General features: G+C 72.5%; 17 protein-coding genes. 8 read left to right on the forward strand and 9 right to left on the reverse strand.

Annotated elements, in window-relative coordinates; genetic code table 11:
- Positions 1 to 92: 92 nt before the first annotated feature.
- The 5 genes from ACZ55U_RS25635 to ACZ55U_RS25655 all read right to left on the reverse strand — a co-directional run bounded on the left by ACZ55U_RS25635 (position 93) and on the right by ACZ55U_RS25655 (position 6035).
- On the reverse strand, positions 93 to 1727 hold the full coding sequence (locus ACZ55U_RS25635; RefSeq protein ID WP_465529349.1) for an acyl-CoA dehydrogenase family protein: 1635 nt from the start codon (positions 1725 to 1727) through the stop codon (positions 93 to 95).
- Positions 1711 to 2421 carry a TetR/AcrR family transcriptional regulator gene (locus ACZ55U_RS25640; protein WP_465529351.1) on the reverse strand — a complete coding sequence of 237 codons (711 nt, stop codon included), beginning with the start codon at positions 2419 to 2421 and terminating at the stop codon, positions 1711 to 1713. Before ACZ55U_RS25640 ends, ACZ55U_RS25635 begins: the two co-directional genes overlap by 17 nt.
- 123 nt (positions 2422 to 2544) lie before the next feature.
- Positions 2545 to 4083: a S28 family serine protease gene (locus tag ACZ55U_RS25645; protein WP_465529353.1), complete on the reverse strand. Its 1539-nt coding sequence runs from the start codon at positions 4081 to 4083 to the stop codon at positions 2545 to 2547.
- A gap of 240 nt (positions 4084 to 4323) precedes the next feature.
- Positions 4324 to 5178: a S1 family peptidase gene (locus ACZ55U_RS25650; RefSeq protein ID WP_465529355.1), complete on the reverse strand. Its 855-nt coding sequence runs from the start codon at positions 5176 to 5178 to the stop codon at positions 4324 to 4326.
- 227 nt (positions 5179 to 5405) lie between these two features.
- A complete protein-coding gene (locus ACZ55U_RS25655; protein ID WP_465529357.1) occupies positions 5406 to 6035 on the reverse strand; it encodes a TetR family transcriptional regulator in 630 nt (209 codons plus the stop codon).
- A gap of 251 nt (positions 6036 to 6286) precedes the next feature.
- On the opposite strand from ACZ55U_RS25655, the gene ACZ55U_RS25660 reads away from it, so the two are divergent.
- The 3 genes from ACZ55U_RS25660 to ACZ55U_RS25670 all read left to right on the forward strand — a co-directional run bounded on the left by ACZ55U_RS25660 (position 6287) and on the right by ACZ55U_RS25670 (position 7909).
- Positions 6287 to 6442: a hypothetical protein gene (locus ACZ55U_RS25660; protein WP_224277104.1), complete on the forward strand. Its 156-nt coding sequence runs from the start codon at positions 6287 to 6289 to the stop codon at positions 6440 to 6442.
- 58 nt (positions 6443 to 6500) lie between these two features.
- The gene (locus ACZ55U_RS25665) at positions 6501 to 6836 is read left to right on the forward strand and encodes a DUF4190 domain-containing protein (RefSeq protein WP_465529359.1); all 336 of its coding nucleotides are present in this window, start codon (positions 6501 to 6503) and stop codon (positions 6834 to 6836) included.
- A gap of 188 nt (positions 6837 to 7024) precedes the next feature.
- On the forward strand, positions 7025 to 7909 hold the full coding sequence (locus tag ACZ55U_RS25670; protein WP_465529361.1) for a metallophosphoesterase family protein: 885 nt from the start codon (positions 7025 to 7027) through the stop codon (positions 7907 to 7909).
- Between the two features lie 164 nt (positions 7910 to 8073).
- On the opposite strand, the gene ACZ55U_RS25675 is transcribed toward ACZ55U_RS25670, so the two are convergent.
- Positions 8074 to 8703: a hypothetical protein gene (locus ACZ55U_RS25675; RefSeq protein WP_465529363.1), complete on the reverse strand. Its 630-nt coding sequence runs from the start codon at positions 8701 to 8703 to the stop codon at positions 8074 to 8076.
- Between the two features lie 592 nt (positions 8704 to 9295).
- On the opposite strand from ACZ55U_RS25675, the gene ACZ55U_RS25680 reads away from it, so the two are divergent.
- From ACZ55U_RS25680 to asnB, 5 genes are all read left to right on the forward strand, one after another.
- The gene (locus ACZ55U_RS25680) at positions 9296 to 10078 is read left to right on the forward strand and encodes a phytanoyl-CoA dioxygenase family protein (RefSeq protein ID WP_465529365.1); all 783 of its coding nucleotides are present in this window, start codon (positions 9296 to 9298) and stop codon (positions 10076 to 10078) included.
- A gap of 105 nt (positions 10079 to 10183) precedes the next feature.
- Positions 10184 to 12121 carry an NAD-dependent epimerase/dehydratase family protein gene (locus tag ACZ55U_RS25685; protein ID WP_465529367.1) on the forward strand — a complete coding sequence of 646 codons (1938 nt, stop codon included), beginning with the start codon at positions 10184 to 10186 and terminating at the stop codon, positions 12119 to 12121.
- Positions 12114 to 13499, forward strand: coding sequence for an MFS transporter (locus tag ACZ55U_RS25690; protein ID WP_465529369.1), 1386 nt, complete (start codon positions 12114 to 12116; stop codon positions 13497 to 13499). The genes ACZ55U_RS25685 and ACZ55U_RS25690 overlap by 8 nt, the downstream gene beginning before the upstream one ends.
- An 87-nt stretch (positions 13500 to 13586) precedes the next feature.
- Positions 13587 to 14849 carry a nucleotide sugar dehydrogenase gene (locus tag ACZ55U_RS25695; protein WP_465529371.1) on the forward strand — a complete coding sequence of 421 codons (1263 nt, stop codon included), beginning with the start codon at positions 13587 to 13589 and terminating at the stop codon, positions 14847 to 14849.
- Between the two features lie 81 nt (positions 14850 to 14930).
- Positions 14931 to 16781: an asparagine synthase (glutamine-hydrolyzing) gene (gene asnB / locus ACZ55U_RS25700; RefSeq protein ID WP_465529373.1), complete on the forward strand. Its 1851-nt coding sequence runs from the start codon at positions 14931 to 14933 to the stop codon at positions 16779 to 16781.
- Between the two features lie 143 nt (positions 16782 to 16924).
- Here asnB and ACZ55U_RS25705 read toward each other — a convergent pair whose 3' ends face one another.
- The 3 genes from ACZ55U_RS25705 to ACZ55U_RS25715 all read right to left on the reverse strand — a co-directional run bounded on the left by ACZ55U_RS25705 (position 16925) and on the right by ACZ55U_RS25715 (position 19435).
- Positions 16925 to 17278, reverse strand: a complete 354-nt coding sequence (locus ACZ55U_RS25705; protein ID WP_465529374.1) for an SHOCT domain-containing protein — start codon at positions 17276 to 17278, stop codon at positions 16925 to 16927.
- 178 nt (positions 17279 to 17456) lie between these two features.
- On the reverse strand, positions 17457 to 18134 hold the full coding sequence (locus ACZ55U_RS25710; RefSeq protein ID WP_465529376.1) for a response regulator: 678 nt from the start codon (positions 18132 to 18134) through the stop codon (positions 17457 to 17459).
- Positions 18131 to 19435 (reverse strand): sensor histidine kinase, encoded by a 1305-nt coding sequence (locus tag ACZ55U_RS25715; RefSeq protein ID WP_465529378.1) that lies wholly within the window; start codon positions 19433 to 19435, stop codon positions 18131 to 18133. Before ACZ55U_RS25715 ends, ACZ55U_RS25710 begins: the two co-directional genes overlap by 4 nt.
- Between the last annotated feature and the right edge of the window lie 3 nt (positions 19436 to 19438).

Below are 19438 nucleotides of genomic sequence, written 5' to 3' on the forward strand. Positions count from 1 at the left end.
ACCCCCTACGACCCCGTCACCCACCAGACCAACAACAAGATCAAAACGACTCCCGAGACGGCTCCGGCGGCATAGAGGTTGACTCAGGAAACTCACGCGGGCACCGGCCGGGCCCGGTCGATGATCGCCCCGGTGTCGACCCCGGCCGGCAGGGTGCCGAAGGCCGCGCCGTGGTCGCCGCCCAGCCGGCTCGCGCAGAACGCGTCGGCCACCGCCGGGCTGCCGTACCGGACCAGCAGCGATCCCTGGAAGGCGAGGGCCATCGACTCGACCAGCCGGCGGGTGCGGTACTCCAGGTCGCCGAGGTCCGTCAGCTCCTTGCGCAGGGCCGCGACCGCCGCGTCGAGCCGGCGGTCCGCGCCGGCGGCGGCGTCGAGTTCGCCGAGGAACGCCTCCACGCTCTCCGGGCGCTTGGCCATGGCGCGCAGCGCGTCCAGCGCGGCGACGTTGCCGGAGCCCTCCCAGATCGACACCAGCGGCGCCTCCCGGTAGAGCCGGGGCATCCCGGACTCCTCGACGTAGCCGTTGCCGCCCAGGCACTCCAGTGCCTCGGCGGAGTGCGCCGGACCGCGCTTGCACACCCAGTACTTGGCCACCGCCAGGCCCAACCGCCGTACCAGCGCCTCGTTCCCGTCCCCGGCGAGGGCGAGGTCGGTGGCGTGGGCGAGCCGCATCGCGACGGTGGTGGCCGCCTCGGACTCCACCACCAGGTCGGCGAGCACGTTGCGCATCAGCGGCTGGTCGACCAGCGCCCTGCCGAACGCGCGCCGGTGCAGGGCGTGGTGGACCGCCCGGGTGGCGCCGTAGCGCATGCCGGAGGCGGCGCCGATGGTGCAGTCCAGGCGGGTCATGTTGACCATCTCGATGATGGTCGGCACGCCCCGGCCCTCCTCGCCGACCAGCAGCCCGACCGCGCCGTCGTACTCCAGCTCGGCGGAGGCGTTGGACTTGTTGCCGAGCTTGTCCTTGAGCCGCATCAGCTGGAGCCGGTTGCGGCTGCCGTCCGGGAGGACGCGCGGCAGCACGAAGCAGCTGAGGCCGCCCGGGGCCTGGGCGAGGGTCAGGAAGAGGTCGGACATCGGCGCCGAGGTGAACCACTTGTGGCCGGTGAGCCGGTAGGTGCCGTCCGGCTGCGGCGCGGCGGTGGTGGTGTTGGTGCGGACGTCCGAGCCGCCCTGCTTCTCGGTCATCGACATGCCGGCGATCAGCCCGCGCTTGGTGCGCGGCTCGCGCAGCCCGAAGTCGTACTCGGTGGCCGCCAGCAGCGGCTCCAGTTCGGCGGCCAGGGCGGGGGTGGCGCGCAGCGCCGGGACGGCCGCGTAGGTCATCGAGACCGGGCAGGTGTGGCCGGCCTCGACCTGGCCCCAGACGTAGAACTTGGCGGCGCGGGCGGAGTGGGCGCCGGGGCGCTCGTCGCGCCAGGGTGCGGCGTGCAGACCGTGCGAGACGGCGGTGCGCATCAGCTCGTGCCAGGCCGGGTGGAACTCGACCTCGTCGATCCGGTTGCCGAACCGGTCGTGGGTGCGCAGCACCGGCGGGTTCTCGTTGGCCAGTCGGCCCCACTCGGCGGCCTGCTCGGAGCCCGCCAGCCGGCCCAGCTCGCGCAGTTCGGGCTCGGCCCAGCCGGCGCCGGCCCGCTGGAGGGCGGCGAGCAGGGCGGGGTCGGCGGCGGTGTCGTGTCCGTACGGCAGGGGCACCTGGTTGGTGACCTCATGCGTCGCTGTCATCGCGTCCTCCCAGGGCACGCAGGGTGAAGGAGACCAGGGCGGGGACCACCGTGGTGTTGTCGCTGTGTTCGGGCCCGGTGCCGTGCGCGGGCCCTGTGCCGTGCGCGGGCCCTGTGGCCTGTGCGGTCCTCGTGCTCCGCGTGGGCCCGGCGCTGCCGAGCGGCGCCGCGGCGAGCGGTCCGGCCAGTGCCTCGCCGACCGCGCCGACCAGGGCGGCGGCGGTCAGCACCGCGTCCTGCTCGGGCAGTTCGCCGGCCGCCACGGCGGCGGCTATCTCGGCGGCGATCACGTCGCGGAACGCCCGCCGGAAGACCAGGCGCTCCGCGTCGACCACGGTGTCGGCCGGTTCCACCAACAGCGCGTACGCCAGCCGGGGCGCGCGCAGGGCGCGGGCGGCGAAGGTCTCGACCACGGCGGCGATCCGCTGCCGCGGGGTGTCCCGGCGGGCGACGGCCGCGTTGACCGCCTCGATCTCGCCGGTCACCACCCGGCGGAACAGCTCCACCGACAACTCGGCCTTGTTGGCGAAGTGCTGGTAGAGGCTGCCGGTGGCGATGCCGGCGCGGTCCGCCACCGCGGCCATCGTGCAGCCGCCGTAGCCGCGCTCGGCGAGCAGGCCGACCGCCGCCTGGAGCACCGCTTCGCGCTGGGCGTCCAGGCGGGCTTGTACGGCGGGGGTGCGTCGGTAGGCCATGGAAGCATTGAAGCACTGATTCACCGCTTCGGGGAGGGGGGTGCGCCGGGGAACGCGAGGAGGCCGCCCCGCGGTCCGGGGCGGCCTCCCGTGGGTGCCGGCTCTGCTGGTGCCCTTCAGGCACTACAGCGGGCGGCGCTCCTGCTCCAGCCGTCGGCCCTCGACGTCCAGCGGGCCGAACTCCGGGATCGACCGCGGCGACGTGGCGAGCGAGCGGGCGGCGTTCGAGTCGCCCAGGCCGGCCCACTCCAGCACCTTCGCGGTGGCCGCCGCCGCCTGCTCGGCGGGCAGCTGCTCGATCTTGGAGCCGTGGTTGCCGCCGGGCACGGTGTAGACGTAGCTGTCCTCGCTGCCCCGGCCCAGGTGGAACGGCTTGGCGCCCCACGGGTCGTTGCCGCCGTAGACGTACATGATCCGCTCGCCCTCGCGCTTCACCCAGCGGTCGATGTCGGGCATCGCGTTCGGGTTGAAGACGGTCGGGATCTCCTTCGGCACGTAGCTGCGGACCGAGTAGAGCTCCTTGTAGTCGTAGTGCAGCACGCCCTTCAGGTGCGAGACGTCGAAGAAGGGCGCGCCCAGCTCGGTGGCCGCCTGGTAGTAGTAGGCGGTGTACTTCGCCAGCGACTGGTCGCTGTTGCCGGTGATGCCGGACTGGGCGTCGAACCACGCGTACAGCTCGTCGTCGGTCGCGGTGGCGGCCACCGGGACCTTGGCGCAGTCGGACTCCAGGCTGTACTGCCAGAACGCCCAGATCACGTCCAGCACGCCGGCCTCGTACGCCCGGTCCGGGGTGCCGAGGGTGTTGAAGGTGGAGCCGGCCGCCTTGTTGTCGGCGACGAAGCGGGCCTCCAGGCGGTCGCGGCGCACCAGCAGCTCGCGCTGGGCGGCGTTCAGCTTGGCCCGGCACTCGGGGGTGCCGACGGTGCGGAAGAAGTCGCTGTAGGCCTGGTAGTCGTTGACGTTGGTGTTGTTGGGCGCGACGTAGGCGATCGTGCCGGCCACGTCGTCCGGGTAGAAGCGGCGGAAGTAGGTGGAGGACATGCCGCCCTTGCTGGCGCCGGTGGACAGCCACTCCTGCTGGTAGATCCGCTTGAGGGCGGTCACCAGCCGGTGCGAGTCGGCGGCGCCCTGGCGGATGCCGGCCTTGGTCCAGTCCGCCGGCTCCGGGCGGGAGGGGGTGAAGAACCGGTACTCGATGGACACCTGGTTGCCGTCCACCAGCCGGGTCGGCTCGGTGCGGGACGGGTTGGTGCCCAGGGTGTAGCCGTTGGTGTAGAAGACGGTCGGGCGGTCGTAGCCGCGGTGCAGCAGGCTGAAGCGCTGCTGGAAGGTGCCCAGCCAGGGGCGGTTGTGGTCGATCGGCTGGGTGTAGGTGGCGATGAAGTAACGGTGACCGGTGGTGGTCGGCTTCTCCTCGGTGATGGTCACCCCGGGGATGGCGGCCAGGCGGTCCTTGATGTCGGCGTTCGGGTCGTCGGCGGGGCTCCGGCCGTGGCGGGAGCCGTTGCCCTGGTCTCCCTGGTCGCCTTGGCCGCCCTGCGCGCCCTGGCTGCCCTGCGCGCCCTGGCCGTCGGCGGCGGACGCCGGGTTCGCCAGGCCTCCGACGGCGAGCAGGGGTATCAGCAGGGCTGACGCCAGGAGCCTTCTCATGGTGGTGGTCATCAACTCTCCATCTGCGTAACTGACATGACCGCCGCTCGCCGGTTCGGCGATGCGGCACGGGTGGTGCGGTGGTTCGGGTGGTGCGGGTGGTGCGGACCGGGGGTGCCGCGGGCTGGGGTGCCCACGACGGCCCGCCGCCGACCGGCAGACGGACGGCAGGCGGACGGCCGAATGGGCCACCCGCCGTTCACGGATGGCCCATCGGGAGAAAAGTGCTGGTCAGCGGGTTCGCCCTGCGGACTACGGGCGGGGCAGGGTGCAGCCGGGGAGGGTCAGGTCGAAGCGGTTGCCGGCGGCGAAACAGGCCGGGATGCCGTACGTCTCCTGGGCGTAGCCGATGCCCGGGCGCACCGTCACCGTGCCGTTCTGGTCGACCTCGCAGGGGTTGTCCAGGGTGCAGCTCTCGCCGTTCTCGTTGATCGTGTTGTTGACGGCGACCACCTGGCCGGTCGAGGCGTCGACCACCGGCGAGCCGGAGGTGCCGCCGATCACGTTGCAGGTGGAGGTGTAGCGGACCGAGTCCTTGAAGGTCCAGTCGGCTTCCTTCAACCGGTAGGCGAAGCCGTCGACCGAGCAGGAGTAGATCTTCTTCCAGTAGCCGGAGACGACCCGGATCGAGGTGCCCTGGACCGGGTGGGTGGCCGCGATGGTCAACGGGGCTATTCCGTACTGGGACTGGATCGAGGCGTAGCTGGTGTTCAGCTGGTAGATCGACACGTCGGTGTCGGTCATCGCACCGTAGACGATCTTGTTCGCGCGCAGCGTGGCGACACCGCTGCCGGCGGCGTTGAGCAGGGTGAAGGTGCGGGTGGAGGACCGGTTGAGGACCACCTGGCCCGGACCGGGCATGCCGGTCTCCAGGCAGTGGCCGTTGGAGAGGATGAGGGCCGGGTCGCTCGCGGCCGAGCCGGGCATCCGCACCAGCGAGCCGGAGCAGTTGCTGAGCGCCACCGTCCCGGCGAAGGTGACGGCGGCGACGGGCTTGGCCGCCGACTCGGCGGCGGGGGCTGCGGCTTGGGCCGGAACGGCTCCGACCAGGGCGGTGGCCCCGGTGACCAGGAGCGTTGCGGCCGTGCCTATGAGCGGCTTCTTCATGAGAGACCTCTCGGTGTGGGGGTCCACGGGTGGGGGTGCACCCAAGCTGTCGCGGACATGACCCACTGTCAAGAGTCAAAGCGACACCAAGAGCCGCCCAAGGCTCATTGGCCGGTTACCGTCACCGCCGGGCCCGTGGTCCACCGGTCGTGCGCGAGGAGGCCGTCAACTCCCGCACCGGGGACGCCGATCCCGACTCCTGGGCGGCGTCGGCGCCCACCGGCCGGTCAGCCCTTGGGCCAGTGCGCCCGGCCGAGGCTGATCAGGCGCAGTTGCAGGCGCGCGGTGGCGGCGATCCGCCGCTCCCGGGCCGGATCGGCCTCCAGCGCCTCCATGAAGGCGGCGGCCGTGGAGACCATGTGGTCGACGTACAACTCGGCGAGCATCCGCAGGTCCCGCTCGCTCCACCCCTCGGACACCGGCTGCGACGCCAGGGCGGCCCCCACCTCGGCGGCGAAGCGGCCGAGTTCGGCGTCGATCGCCTCGCGCACCTGCCGCACCCCGCCGTGCCGCTCCCGCGCCAGGAAGCGGACGTGCGCGCGGTGTTCGCGGACGTGCCGCTCGATCACGCCCACCGCGCGGTCGATCAGCTCCTCGGCAGCGCCGGCCTCGGCGAGCACCGAGCGGATCATGACGTGCAGGCTGGCCAGCGACTCCTCGACCAGCGCGACTCCGAGGGCGGCGAGGTCCGGGAAGTGCCGGTAGAACGCGGCCGGGGAGAGCCCCGCCTCACGGGTGACCTCGCGGACGCCCAGGCTCGCCAGGTTCTGATCGGCCAACAGGTGCAGTCCGGCGTCCAGCAACGCCCGCCGGCTCTGCTGCTTCTGGGCCTGTCTGGCCCCCACGGTGTGACTCACGCCATTCAGTAAACAGTCGTTTGCCGAAATTGGCCAGCCGGGCGTAGAGTGGGGTCGAAGTCAGTGAACACTTGTCAACTGAACCCGGCTTCGTGCCGGTTCCGGCTCGTCCGGCCCAGACTCCGGCCCCGGCCCCGGCCCAGGCCCCGGTCGGGGTTCGGTTCCAGCTCCGGTGAAGATCCCGCTCAGGTCCAGTTCCAGTCGCAGCCTCAGCCTCAGCCCCGGCCCCGGCCCAACCGAAGGAGCCAGCCATGATCCTGTTCTCCGCTCTGGTCGCCATGGGTGTCCTGATCGGCACCGCCGCCCACACCTCGCTCCCGGTCTTCCTCGCCGCCTCCGCCGGCATCACCGCCTGGCTGCTCGCCTTCGGCGCCCGCGAGGGCATCGCCCGCCTCCGGCACCGCTGACCCGGCCGCTCCGCGGACCGCACCCCGCGGCCACTCCACAGAGAGGACCCGCACCACCATGAGCACCGCCACCGCCCGCCCGGCCACCGACCGCCCGGCCACCGCCCGCCCGACCACCGGCTCCCGGGGAGCCGAGTCCCGCACGGGACGTCAGGACACCGCCGAGGCCGACAACCTCGCTGTCGCCTCCTTCCTCCTCGGCCTCCCCGGCCTGCTGCTGTTCAACATCGTCCTCGGGCCGACCGCCATCACCCTCGCCGTCCTGGCCCTGGCCCGCGGCACCGGCCGGCGCGGCCGCGCCCTCCTCGGGCTGGCCCTCGGCACCGCCTCACTGGCGCTCCTCGTCGCCACCAACGCCGCCTCCCACGGAGTCCTGATCGACATCGGCTCCTGAACCGGCCCGACCACCTTCCGCGTTTGACCTTCTGAGGGCGCGTCCGCCCGACCGGCCATGACCGGCGCACCGGGCTGACCTCGGACGGCGCACCGACGGACCGGACGACCGATCCCGTCAACCCGCCCCACTCCTCCGGCCCGCCGCGTAGGGTGGGCCCATCGGCCGAGCGACCTCAGGGGGCAGGAGTGACTACGGAGAACCGCAGCGACGCACGGTCGGAACGGCCCGCCCCGACGGGCGGGCGGCTGCTCGCCGTGAGCGATCTGCACATCTCCTACCAGGAGAACCGCGACCTGGTGGAGAAGCTCCAGCCCTCCCACCCCGGCGACTGGCTGATCGTCGCCGGCGATGTCGCCGAGCTCACCACCAGCATCGAGTGGGCCCTCGGCCTGCTCGCCGAACGCTTCGCCCGCGTGGTGTGGGCGCCCGGCAACCACGAGCTGTGGACCCACCCCGAGGATCCGGTGCAGCTGCGCGGGGTGGCCCGCTACGAGCACCTGGTCGAGCGCTGCCGCCGCCTCGGCGTGGTGACCCCCGAGGACCCGTACCCGCTCTGGGAGGGCCCCGGCGGGCCGGTCCGCGTCGCTCCGCTCTTCCTGCTCTACGACTACTCCTTCCGCGCGCCGGGCACGACCACCAAGGAGGCCTCCCTGGCGGCCGCCTACGAGAGCGGCATCGTCTGCGCGGACGAGCGGATGCTCCACCCGGACCCGTTCCCGGACCGCGACTCCTGGTGCCGCGAGCGCGTGCGGCTGACCGAGAAGCGGCTGGCGGCCTGCGACCCGGACGTCCCCCTCGTCCTGGTCAACCACTACCCGCTGGTCCGTCAGCCCACCGACATCCTCTGGTACCCCGAGTTCGCCCAGTGGTGCGGGACGGAGCTGACCGCCGACTGGCACACCCGCTTCAACACCGCCGCGATGATCTACGGCCACCTCCACATCCCGCGCCTGACCACCTACGACGGCGTCCCGTTCACCGAGGTGTCGCTCGGCTACCCGCGCGAGTGGCGCAAGCGCGGCCTGCCGGACCCGCTGCTGCGGGAGGTCTTCCCGCAGGCGACCGGCTGATCCGTCGACGCGCTGCCCCGCCGGGCCGATGGCGGCCGGCGGGCAGCCGTCTTCCAACGCCCTTGCCGCGACCGGAAGTCGGCCGGACGGCGCACCGGCGGCCCGGCTGTCCATCGACCGGCGGGCGCACCGGCGGCCAGGCGGTTGAACGACGGCGCGAGCACTCAGCTCGGCTCGAACCAGTCGGTCATGGCCCGGTACTCGCGCCCCGGCGCGCCGTCGGCCGCCGCCCAGTCCCCCTGGCCGTGCTCGTGCTCCCAGGCCAGGTGCCGGTCGTTCACCGCGTCGACGAAGTCGCCGGCCAGCCGGGCCGCCTCGTAGAGGTCCTGGTCGGTGCTCTGCGAGCTGGCGGCGACGATCTGCCCGCGCACCTCGGCCGAGTGCCCGTAGCGGAATCCGCCGGTGCCGAGCAGGTGCGGGTCGACGTGCACGGCCTCGCCGTTGTTGCGGCCGAGCCGGCGGTGGGCCGCGGCCTTGGCGGCTGCCTTCGGCAGGAAGGCCTCGCCGCCCTCCCCGATGGTGACCACCCCGAGCACCGCCTCCTCGTTGGGGATCCAGCCGCCCGCGGTGGCGTCCAGGAGGACGAAACCCATCGCCGGGCGGGGGTAGGTGCCTCGGGGCGCCCGCAGTTCCTCGGTGGTGTGCTGCTTCCAGACGCTCGCCGCACGGCGGAGCCCGACCTCCAGCAGCAGTGCGTCCAGTTCTCCGCCGGTGAGCATGTACGCGTAGGGGTTCCTGCGGTGTGCCGCTTGGACCTTCAGGCCTTCGGGCGAGACGGTGCCGACGCCGGTCATACCAACCTCCGGGGCGTGTGGGGTGGGAGAGGCCAATGATGTGATCACCTCACGGGCGACGGGTCCGGTGACCGGGATCACGTTTGGCGGCGGGCGGTCGGTCCGCCGCTTCCGCAGGGTGGAAGTCCGCTGGTGGCGCGGCACCGCCACGGCTTCCGTTAATTTCGCGCGAACCTTCGAATGCCCCCACCCCTCCGGGAAAGGCGGCGGGAAATCGACGCCCGAGCGGTGCCCATCCGGCCAAATCTGCGCGCACCACCGGGCGGGCCAGCGAATTCCGGAGGCCCGCCACCCGGGCAAAGCCTGACAAAGCGGGCAGAACTTGACGAATGGGTGGTCTGGACCAATCCCTTGACGATCTTCGAGACATCCCCTTATGTTTCCGGTGCGACATGTTCCGAATGCTCGCCGGCAGCCGTTGCCCGCAGGTGCGAATGAACCCACCCGCATCACGACGGAGAGCCGGTTCCCGCGCCTTTTCCTCCGCGCCCGGCATGTTCCCGCGGGCGGCGCGGCGCTTTCCGATCCGAGCTACCGGCCGCGATTCAGAGATTCGACGACAGCAGCAGACAGAGGAAGGGCTTCGATTGTCATGACCGCGCAAGCCGGCACCTTACAGACCGAGGCGTTCCTGCGGGACGGGTTCGCCACCGTCGGAACGCTCCTGTCCCCCGAGGAACTCGAGATCCACCGCGAGATCTACGACAAGCTCCTCAGCGGCGAGATCGAGAGCGGCGACAAGCGCTCCGACCTCGCGTCCCACCTCCCGCTCCGGGAGGGCGTCCGCGAGAACATCACGCAGATCATGTGGCCCTCCGCCCTCCACCCCCCGCTGCGCGAACTCCCCTTGCAGGCAAAGGCGCTGGCGGTGGCCCGCGAGCTCATCGGCGACGACGCCGTCCTGGACTTCGACATGATGATCCACAAGTCCCCGGGCTCCGCGGTGCCGACGCCCTGGCACCAGGACGCGGCCTACTGGATCGACCTGCCGGACACCCGCGCGGTCTCCATCTGGGTGGCGCTGGACGAGGCGACCCCGGACAACGGCTGCATGTGGTACATCCGCGGCTCCCACCAGGAGCCGCTGCGGACCCACCGCCCGACCAGCGACGGCCGGAACATCGAATGCGACTGCTCGGAGAACGAGCCCGGCGCGACCGCGGTGCCCTTGGCCGCGGGCGAGGCCGTCGCACATGCCGGCCAGACCCTGCACTATTCCCGAGGCAACACCACCGACCGCAATCGACGCGCCTACATCCTCAATTACCGGCCCGCCGAAATGATCCGGCTCGAACGGGAACAGGGCATGGACCACGGCCTGGAGGACAACGAGCGCAAGGTGCGCAACAAGAATGCGGAAGACGCCGATTCCTGAGTGACGGCGGGCTTCCGGCCCGTTCCGCGGTACCGCCGGACCGGCCCGGCGCGGCCTTCCCGTAGTTCCCCCGAAATGTGCCACCCATTTCTGCGAGGTATTGCCATGGATTCCCAGAACCACACGGCCGTCACCAGCGGACCGGTCCGGCTGAGCGGTGCGGTGATGACGCACCCGAAACGCGTCGAGGCGGCCACGCTGATCGCGGAGACGGACACCGCCGGGCGGGTGCGGGTGGTCACGGACCCCGAGCCCGAGGGTCCGCCGACGGCGCTGCGCTCCGCGGCGCTCGCCTGGGACAGCGTGGCACCGGACGCCACCCACCACCTGGTGCTCCAGGACGACGTGGTGCTGGCCGAGGGGTTCTTCGCGTACGCCGAGCAGGTCGCGGCGGCCGTCCCGCACGAGGCGGTGGCCTTCTACGCGGGCTGGGAGGGCCGCACCGGTGCGGCGGTGCGGCTCGCGGCGCTGACCGGCGAGCAGTGGACGTACGCCGTCGAGGAGCACACCCCCTGCCTGGCGCTGATGCTCCCGGCGCGCGCGGCCCGCGGCTACACGGGCTTCGCCGCCGAGCACGGGGTCGGCTGGCCGTACGACGTCGTGATGCAGCGCTACCTGAACTCGCTGGAGGTGCCGATCCGGGTGGCCGTGCCCTGCACGGTGGACCACAGTGAGGTGCCCAGCATCGCCGGCAACAGCACCCACGGCTGGCGGGAGGCGGCCCTGTTCACCAGCCGGGCCGTGGTGCCGTCGACGTTCGACTGCGCCCAGTTCGCGGTCGTCCCGTTCTACCAGTACGGCGACGCCCGGACGGCCGTCCGGCACGGCAAGGACGCCGAGTGGGAGTACCTCGAAACCGAGCGCTACCTGCGTCGCCTCGGGCTGGCGGAGCAGTGCCGTACGGCCTTCGACGCCGCTCCCCCCTCCTCGCTGTCCGAGCGGATAGCCCGGCCGGTCTGGGAGACGGCGTTCGCGATGGGGGTGGTCGTGGCCTCCGTCACCGCCGAACCGCCGGCGGAGGAACTGACCCGCGCCGTGATGAACACCCTCGGCCCCGGCGGTCTGTGCGAGGACTACACCGCCGAGGAGCTGGGTGAACTCATCCCGCCGGTACGGGAGTTGGCACTCGTCGCATTCGCGGAGGGCCGCCGTGCCAAGCGGGCGGGCGCCGCTCTGACGGGCGCGACCTCGGCGGGCGCTTCCACGGCCGGCCGGCCAGTTCGGGTGACGGTGACCGGCGGCAACGGCGGTTTCGGGCACCAACTCGCCGGGCTGCTCGGCGACTTGGTCCGCGAGGCGGTCCACCTTCCGGACGTGCCCGGCGCCGGGCAGCTGGACGAAGCCGGCTACCTGGTGCACCTCGGCTCCCCCGGCGACGGTCCGGACGCCCTGGCGGGAGTGCTGGCGGCGGCCGGCCGGGGCCGGATCGACCGGCTGGTCTACGTCGGATCCGCGGCGGTCTACCGGGGCACCGACGAGCAGTCCGTCACGGAGACCTCGGTGACGGAAGCACCGAACGACCCGGCGGCACTGGCCTGGTGGCACGAGGAGGAGCAGTGCCGCCGCTGGGGCGCCGAGCACGGCGTCGAGGTGCAGGTGCTGCGGTCGGCCGAACCGGTCGGTCCCGGCGTCCTGGTGGAGGGCTCGGCCGCGAACTGGATGCACCGCGCCTGGACGCGCCGCTCGCTGCTGCTGGACCGGAGCCGCCGGCACCAGATCGTGGACTACCGCGACCTGGCCTCGGCGATCGACGCCGTCCTCTCCGCGCCCGTCACCCAGCCGGTGTTCAACCTCGCCTCCGAGACCTACACCGAGGAGGAGTTGGCCGAACTGGTCGCGCTCATCGCCCGCCGCACCCTCTGGGAAGATCTCCCCCAACCTGCCGTACGGCAGGGCGTCATGGCCACCGAACTGATCACGACCGAGTTGCGGTGGCGGCCGTCGGCACAGTCGCACGAGGCGCTGCGAGCCCTCGCGCAGTGGCTGGCCTGCGACACCCATGACGCGATCACCGGTCTTCCACAGTTGGGAACCAATGTCTGAGCAAGCTCTGAACCGGCCCGCGGACTCCGAGACCGGGATGTTCTCCCGGGAGTACGCGGCCGCCACGACCACCTTCACCGCGGTGATGTTCCTGACCGGGTTCGCCGCGCTGGCGGTGGTACCCACCCTGCCGACGGCGGCCAAGGACCTGGACGGTGTCTCCCTGTTCCCGGTGGTGGCTGGCTGCTTCGTGGCGGCCAGCCTCCTGGGCGGCGTCCTGGGCGGCCACTGGGCCGACCGCTCCGGGGCCCGGCGGCCGCTGGCGGCGGGCATGGTGCTGTCGGTGGTCACCCTGCTGGTCTCGGCCACCAGCACCTCGATATGGCAGCTCGCCGCGGGGCGGTTCGTGGACGGTCTCGCGGCCGGCATGGTCGGGGTGTCCGTCAACACCGCCATCGGCCAGGCGTATCCGGAGCGCCTGCGCCCCCGGATGCTGGCCATGATGAGCACCAGCTGGATCATCCCCTCGCTGGTGGGCCCCCCGCTGGCGGGGCTGGTGTCCGAGTGGTGGTCCTGGCGGGTGGTGTTCTACGGCCTGGCCGTACTGTCCCTGCTGCCGACGCTCGCGCTGGTGGTCGTGCTGCGCGGCCGCTCCTCGGCGGAGGAGTTCACGCCCTCGGACGAGCACCCGTCGCGCCCGCCGGTGCTGATCGCGGCGACGCTCAGCCTCGGCGCGGCTCTCGGACAGTACGGCGTCTCCGGCTGGGACGCCCGCCACCTGCTGTTCGTGGCCGTCGGGCTGGGGCTGCTGGTGTTCTTCGCGCCGCGGCTGCTGCCAGTGGGCACCTGGCGGGCCGCCCACGGCCTGCCGACCACGGTGCTGCTGCGCGGCCTGGCCTCCGGCACGTACTTCACCGTGGAGGCCTTCCTGCCGCTGATGCTGATCACCGAACGGCACACGGCCGCGGTGGTGGTCGGCGTGTCGTTCACGCTCTCCGCCGTGGTGTGGGCGGGCGCCTCCTGGGTCCAGGGGCGGCTGCTGCAGGACGTGCCCCGGCACCGGATGGTCACCATCGGCGCGGTGATCATGATGGCCTCGATCGTACTCGCCGCGGCCGGGGCGCTCGAAGCGGTGCCGACGCTCGCCGCCGCGGCGGCGATGCCCCTGGCGGCCGTCGGCATGGGCCTGCTGGACCCCTGCCTCACCGTGTTGTCGCTCTCGCACAGCCCGGCCGGCCGCCAGGGCTACGCGAGCAGCGCGATGCAGACCAACCAGAACCTCGGCCAGATCACCGTCATGGCCCTCTTCTCCGCCGTGCTCAACACGTTCCTGGGTCTGGGCTCCTCCGAACTCGCCGGCTACGGCGCCGCCTTCGGACTGCTGCTCGTCCCGACCCTGCTGATCGCCCTGCTCGCCGTACGCGCCCGCAAGGAGTAGGCGACCCCGCGGAACCAGCGACCGCGCGGACGGACCGACGGGCTCCCACACCACCTTGACCGTTTTCCTCACCAGAAAGGGATCATCGTGCGCATCGACCTGGTCGTCATCGGCCTTGGTTACGTCGGACTGCCGCTCGCCCTGGAAGCCAGCCGGTCCGGGCTGGCCGTCACCGGCCTGGACCTCGACGAACGAACGGTGGCCGGCCTCAACTCCGGCACCTCCCACATCGATGACATCGACGACGCCTCGGTCGCCGGCATGTGCGCGGCGGGCTTCACCGCGACGACCGACGAGCGGGTGATCGCGGACGCCGCCACGGTGGTGATCTGCGTGCCGACCCCGCTGTCCCCGCACGGCGGGCCCGACCTCGCCATGGTGGAGAGCGCCTGCACCGCGGTGAGCCGGAACCTCCGGCCCGGGACGCTGGTGGTCCTGGAGTCCACCACCTACCCGGGGACCACCGACGAGATCGTCCGCCCGATCCTGGAGCGCTCCGGCCTGACCGCCGGGGCCGACTTCCACCTGGCCTTCTCCCCCGAGCGCGTCGACCCGGGGAACAAGCACTACGGGATCAAGAACACCCCGAAGGTCGTCGGCGGCTACACGCCCGCCTGCACGGCCGCCGTCGCCGCCTTCTACAGCAAGTTCGTCGACAGCGTCGTCCAGGCCGCCGGCACCCGCGAGGCCGAGATGGCCAAGCTCATCGAGAACACCTACCGGCACGTCAACATCGCCCTGGTCAACGAGATGGCGGTGTTCTGCCACGAACTCGGAATCGACCTGTGGGACTCGATCTCCTGCGCGGCCACCAAGCCCTTCGGCTTCCAGGCCTTCCGGCCCGGCCCCGGCGTCGGCGGCCACTGCATCCCCATCGACCCCAACTACCTGGCGCACAAGGTGCGCACCCTGGGCTACCCGTTCCGGATGGTCGAGCTCGCCCAGGAGATCAACACCCGGATGCCCCGCTACGTCGTGGAGCGCGCCCAGCACCTGCTCGACCGGGCCGGCAAGACCCTCAGCGGGGCACGGGTGCTGCTGCTCGGCGTCACCTACAAGGCCGACATCGCCGACCAGCGCGAGACCTCCGCCCGGGACGTGGTCAAGCGGCTGCGCGCCCTCGGCGCCGACGTGTCGTTCCACGACCCCTACGTGCCGCAGTGGGAGGTGGAGGGCGTCGCGGTGCCCGCCGCCACGGCCGAACTGCCGGAAGCCCTGGCCCAGTCGGACCTGGCCATCCTGTTGCAGCGCCACAGCTCCTACGACCTCGACCTGATCGCGCGGCAGGCGCCGCTGCTGCTCGACACCCGGGGCTCCGCCCGCCCACAGCCCCACGTCGAGCGTCTTTAGGACCACCCGCCGCCGGGCGGCCGCACCCCCTGACCACCCCACTCGTCCTCTTCCACATTCCCCTCTCCCAGGAGTAACTCCATGTGCGGTATTGCCGGATGGGTCGACTTCTCGTGTGACGTGACCCAGCACCAGGACATCGCACAGGCGATGACGAACACGATGGCCCGGCGCGGGCCGGACGCGGAAGGGCTCTGGCTCGGGCGGCACGTCGCGCTGGGGCACCGGCGGCTGTCCGTCATCGACCTCGAAGGCGGCTGCCAGCCCATGGGGGCCGAGGAGGGCCCCGGCTCCCGCGCCGTGCTGACCTACAGCGGCGAGACGTACAACTTCCAGGAACTGCGCAACCAGCTCGTCTCCCTGGGGCACCGGTTCAAGACCCGGAGCGACACCGAGGTGGTGCTCCGCGCCTACCTGGAGTGGGGGCCCGACTTCGCCACCCGGCTGGAGGGCATCTTCGCCTTCGCCGTCTGGGACCTGGACCGGGAGGAGCTGGTCCTGGTCCGTGACCGGATGGGCGTGAAGCCGCTGTACTACGCGACGACCCCCTCCGGGGTGATCTTCGGCTCGGAGCCGAAGGCTATCCTGGCCCACCCGGACTTCGAGGCCGTGGTGGACGCCGACGGGCTCCGCGACATCCTGTCGGTCGCCAAGGTGCCCGGACACGCGATCTTCCGCGGGATGCGGGAGGTGCAGCCCGGCTGCGTCGTGCGGGTGAGCCGCTCCGGCGCGGTCGAGCAGCGCTACTGGCAACTGCGGGTCGGCGAGCACACCGACTCCCTGGACCGGACCATCGGCACCGTGCGCGAGATGCTCGAAACCATCGTCACCGAGCAGATGGTGGCCGACGTGCCGCTGTGCACCCTGCTCTCGGGAGGCCTGGACTCCAGCTCGCTCACCGCGCTCGCGGCCCAGGTGTCCCGCAGCCGGGGGCAGGGGCGGGTCCGCTCCTGCTCCGTCACCGACCCGGACCCGGCGGGCGCGGCCGGCGTCCACGGCAGCCAGGCCAACGACGACCAGTTCTACGCCCGGCTGCTGGCGCGGCACGTGGACTCGGAGCACAGCGAACTGCCGCTGAAGGCGCCCGACCTGCTCGACCCGGCGCTGAGGTCCTCCGTGCTGGCCGGCTACGACCTGCCGATCGCCAAGGGTGACGAACACGCCTCGCTGCACCTGCTGTTCGGCCTGGTGCGCGGGCACTCCACCGTCGCCCTCTCCGGGGAGTGCGGAGACGAGGTCTTCGGCGGGTACCGCTGGCAGCGCGACCCCGACGCGGTCTTCTCCCCCACCTTCCCCTGGGTGCACGAGGGCAGGGCCAACTACCAGGGCAACGAGGTGATCTTCGCGCCCGACCTGCTGGCCAAGCTCGACCTCGCGGCGTACGAGCGCGACTGCCACAGCGCCGCGGTGGCCGAGATCTCGGCGGGCGAGCACCTCGACGACGCCGCGGAGGCGCGCTACCGGGAGGTCACCTACCTGGCGCTCACCCGCCACGCCCAGGTGCTGTTCGACCGCAAGGACCGGATGAGCATGGCCACCGGGCTGGAGGTCAGGGTGCCCTTCGCCGACCACCGGCTCGTCGAGTACACCTTCAACATCCCCTGGGCCATGAAGAGCTTCGACGGCCGGGAGAAGAGCCTGCTGCGCGCGGCCATGAAGGACCTCCTGCCGGAGGCGGTGGCGCAGCGGGTCAAGACGCCGTACCCCTCCATCCGGGCCGAGGCCTACAACCGGACGCTCCGGGAGCGGCTCGCGGACGTCGTCCGCACGGACGACAGCCCGCTCGCCCCGCTGTTCTCGGCCGAGCTCAAGCAGGCCGTCGCCAAGGGGGGCGCCGCGGCGCTGGAGCAGGGCATGAGCCGGGCGGCGCTGGAGACGACGCTCCAGCTGGACGACTGGCTGCGGACGTACGACGTGCGCGTGACCCTCTGAGGCACCGGCCGGGCTGCCGGCGCCGTGGAAGCCCACGGCGTCGGCAGCCCGGGCGGCGGCAGCCTGAGCTGCGGCGCTCCGGACGGTGGTGCTCCGGACGGTGGCACTCCGGACGGCGGCGCTCCGGACGGTGTCCAGGCTCGTCACGTGGCGCCACCCCGTCCGACATCGTCCGGTGGCGGCTCGCTGAGCACGGCCCGCTTGGCGCGGTACTCCTCGGCGTCGATCTCGCCCTCGGCGTAGCGGCGGCCCAGGACGGCCAGCGGGTGCTCCGCCGCGGTCGCGCTTCCGGTTCGGCCTCCGGCCGCGGTTCCGGCTGCGGCTCCGGCTCCGGCTCCGGCTCCGGCTCCGGCTCCGGCCACGAACCCGCAGCCGTGCCGCCGCCAGACCGTGCGGCGCAGCAGCGCGATCACCAGGACCACCACGGCGATCCAGACCAGTGGGATCAGCAGGATCCACGGGCCGGGGCCGTGCCAGTCGGCCAGCTGGGTGTACATGGTGGTTCAACTCCTCGGTGGTGGGCCTCCAGGTCCTCGGGTGGTTTCCCGAGGTGTCTGAAGCGTCCCGCCTCCGGGCCTCATCACGCGTCCTACCAGCAGCGGCAGTCGGGATACTTCCGAGGGAGTACGAACCACCCTCGCCAGGCAGCGCAGGAAGCAGCCGCCGAGAGCTCCCTCAGCCCAGCCAGCCGGGCCGCACCAGCCCCGACTCATAGGCCAGTACCACCAGTTGCGCCCGGTCCCGCGCGCCGAGCTTCACCATCGCCCGGCTGACGTGGGTCTTCGCCGTCAACGGGCTGACCACCAACCGCCGGGCGATCTCCTCGTTGGACAGCCCCATCCCGACCAGCGCCAGCACTTCGCGCTCCCGCTCGGTCAGCATCGAGACGTCCGAGGGCACCGCCGCCCCGGACTCGGGCGCCTTCGACCGGGCGGCGAACTCACCGATCAGCCGCCGGGTGACCCCCGGCGACAACAGCGCGTCCCCGGCGACGGCCACCCGCACCGCCCGCAGCAGGTCGGCCGGCTCGGTGTCCTTGACCAGGAAGCCCGACGCCCCCGAGCGCAGCGCCTCGAAGACGTACTCGTCCAGCTCGAAGGTGGTCAGCACGACCACCCGTACGGAGGACAGCGCCGGGTCCTCGGCGATCCTCCTGGTCGCCTCCAGCCCGTCCATCCGCGGCATCCGGACGTCCATCAGCACCACGTCCGGCACGAGGTCGCGGGCGAGCCGCAGTGCGGCCTCGCCGTCGTCCGCCTCGCCGACCACCGTGAGGTCGTCCTGTAGGTCCAACAGGGCCCGGAAGCCCGCCCGGACCAGCAGTTGGTCATCTGCCAGCAGTACCCGAATCAATCGCTCTCCGCCTTCGGTGTCGGCAGCTCCGCCCGGACCCGGAAGCCGCCGTCCGGCAGCGGCCCCGCGGTGATGGTGCCACCGAACGCCGCCGCCCGTTCCCGCATCCCGACCAGCCCGCTGCCCGACCCGCCCGCGTCCCCGAGCACCGCCGGCCCGGGGTCCTCCACCCGGACCACCAGCCGGGCCGGGTCCGTCCAGTCCAGCACCACGACCGCCTGCCGGGCCGCGGAGTGCCGCACCACGTTGGTGAGCGCCTCCTGGACGATCCGGAAGGCGGTGAGGTCGACGGCGGCGGACAGCGCGCGCCGCTCGCCGCGCTCCAGCACCTCCGCCTCCAGGCCCACCCGGTCCGCCTGCTCGGCGAGTTCGTCCAGCCGGTCCAGCCCGGGGGCCGGGCCGCGCGGCGCCGCGCCGGGCCCGCGCAGCGTGGCGAGCACCTGGCGGACCTCGCCGAGCGCCTCCTTGCTGGTCGACTTGATGGTGACCAGGGCGCTGCGGGCCTCCTCCGGCCGCCGGTCCAGCAGCGCGAGAGCGGCTCCCGCCTGGACGTTGATCAGCGACAGGCTGTGCGCCAGGATGTCGTGCAGTTCCCGGGCCATCCTGAGCCGTTCCTCGTTGGCCCGGCGCTCCTCCAGCTGCTGCCGGTAGGCCCGGTGGGCGGCGATCCGCTCGCGCCGGAACCGCACCAGCTCTCCCCCCGCCATCACCAGCAGCAGCCAGGCCAGCAGCCCGAGTTCCGCCGGCCAGACGCTGCCGGACGGCGGGGCCGCGCGCTGCCAGCTCTCCGGCAGCGCGAAGGTGCCCAGCAGGTGCACCAGGTAGACCCCGCCCGCACCGGCCCAGGCCGCCCTGCGGTGGCCGGAGCCGATCGCCGCGCAGCAGGCGATCAGCCAGCTCGCGAAGGACGGCCCGTACGGGTATCCGGCGGCCAGGTACCCGGCGGTGACCACCGAGGTACCGGCCACCACCGCGACCGGTCGGCGACCGCGCAGCACCAGCAGGGCCGGCCCGAGCAGCAGCAGGAGGTAGCCGAAGGCGTCCAGCGGGACCCGCCCGTGCTGGTTGTGCCCGGCGAAGGTGGAGCCGACCACCTGGACCACCGCGGCCGCCGCCGCCAGCCCCAGCGGGTAACCCGCCCTGGCCGCGCGCGCCCACGGCGGGCGCCACGGCTCGGGCGGCTCCTCCGGTGGCCGACCCGGCGGCTCCTCCGGCGGCCGGCCGGGCGGGCGGCCCGACGGCCGGTCCGCCGGCCGGTCCGCCGGGGGCGGCTCGGTCGGCGGGTGCGTGGGCGGCATCATGCC

The sequence above is a fragment of the Kitasatospora sp. NPDC034533 genome, from assembly GCF_055575155.1.

Coding starts and splice junctions, on each gene's coding strand:
- ACZ55U_RS25635 (WP_465529349.1), bottom strand. CDS start 1,727: ATGACAGCGACGCATGAGGTCACCAACCAGGTGCCCCTGCCGTACGGA.
- ACZ55U_RS25680 (WP_465529365.1), top strand. CDS start 9,296: ATGACCGCGCAAGCCGGCACCTTACAGACCGAGGCGTTCCTGCGGGAC.
- ACZ55U_RS25660 (WP_224277104.1), top strand. CDS start 6,287: ATGATCCTGTTCTCCGCTCTGGTCGCCATGGGTGTCCTGATCGGCACC.
- ACZ55U_RS25690 (WP_465529369.1), top strand. CDS start 12,114: ATGTCTGAGCAAGCTCTGAACCGGCCCGCGGACTCCGAGACCGGGATG.
- ACZ55U_RS25665 (WP_465529359.1), top strand. CDS start 6,501: ATGAGCACCGCCACCGCCCGCCCGGCCACCGACCGCCCGGCCACCGCC.
- asnB (WP_465529373.1), top strand. CDS start 14,931: ATGTGCGGTATTGCCGGATGGGTCGACTTCTCGTGTGACGTGACCCAG.
- ACZ55U_RS25675 (WP_465529363.1), bottom strand. CDS start 8,703: ATGACCGGCGTCGGCACCGTCTCGCCCGAAGGCCTGAAGGTCCAAGCG.
- ACZ55U_RS25685 (WP_465529367.1), top strand. CDS start 10,184: ATGGATTCCCAGAACCACACGGCCGTCACCAGCGGACCGGTCCGGCTG.
- ACZ55U_RS25715 (WP_465529378.1), bottom strand. CDS start 19,435: ATGATGCCGCCCACGCACCCGCCGACCGAGCCGCCCCCGGCGGACCGG.
- ACZ55U_RS25645 (WP_465529353.1), bottom strand. CDS start 4,083: ATGACCACCACCATGAGAAGGCTCCTGGCGTCAGCCCTGCTGATACCC.
- ACZ55U_RS25705 (WP_465529374.1), bottom strand. CDS start 17,278: ATGTACACCCAGCTGGCCGACTGGCACGGCCCCGGCCCGTGGATCCTG.
- ACZ55U_RS25640 (WP_465529351.1), bottom strand. CDS start 2,421: ATGGCCTACCGACGCACCCCCGCCGTACAAGCCCGCCTGGACGCCCAG.
- ACZ55U_RS25650 (WP_465529355.1), bottom strand. CDS start 5,178: ATGAAGAAGCCGCTCATAGGCACGGCCGCAACGCTCCTGGTCACCGGG.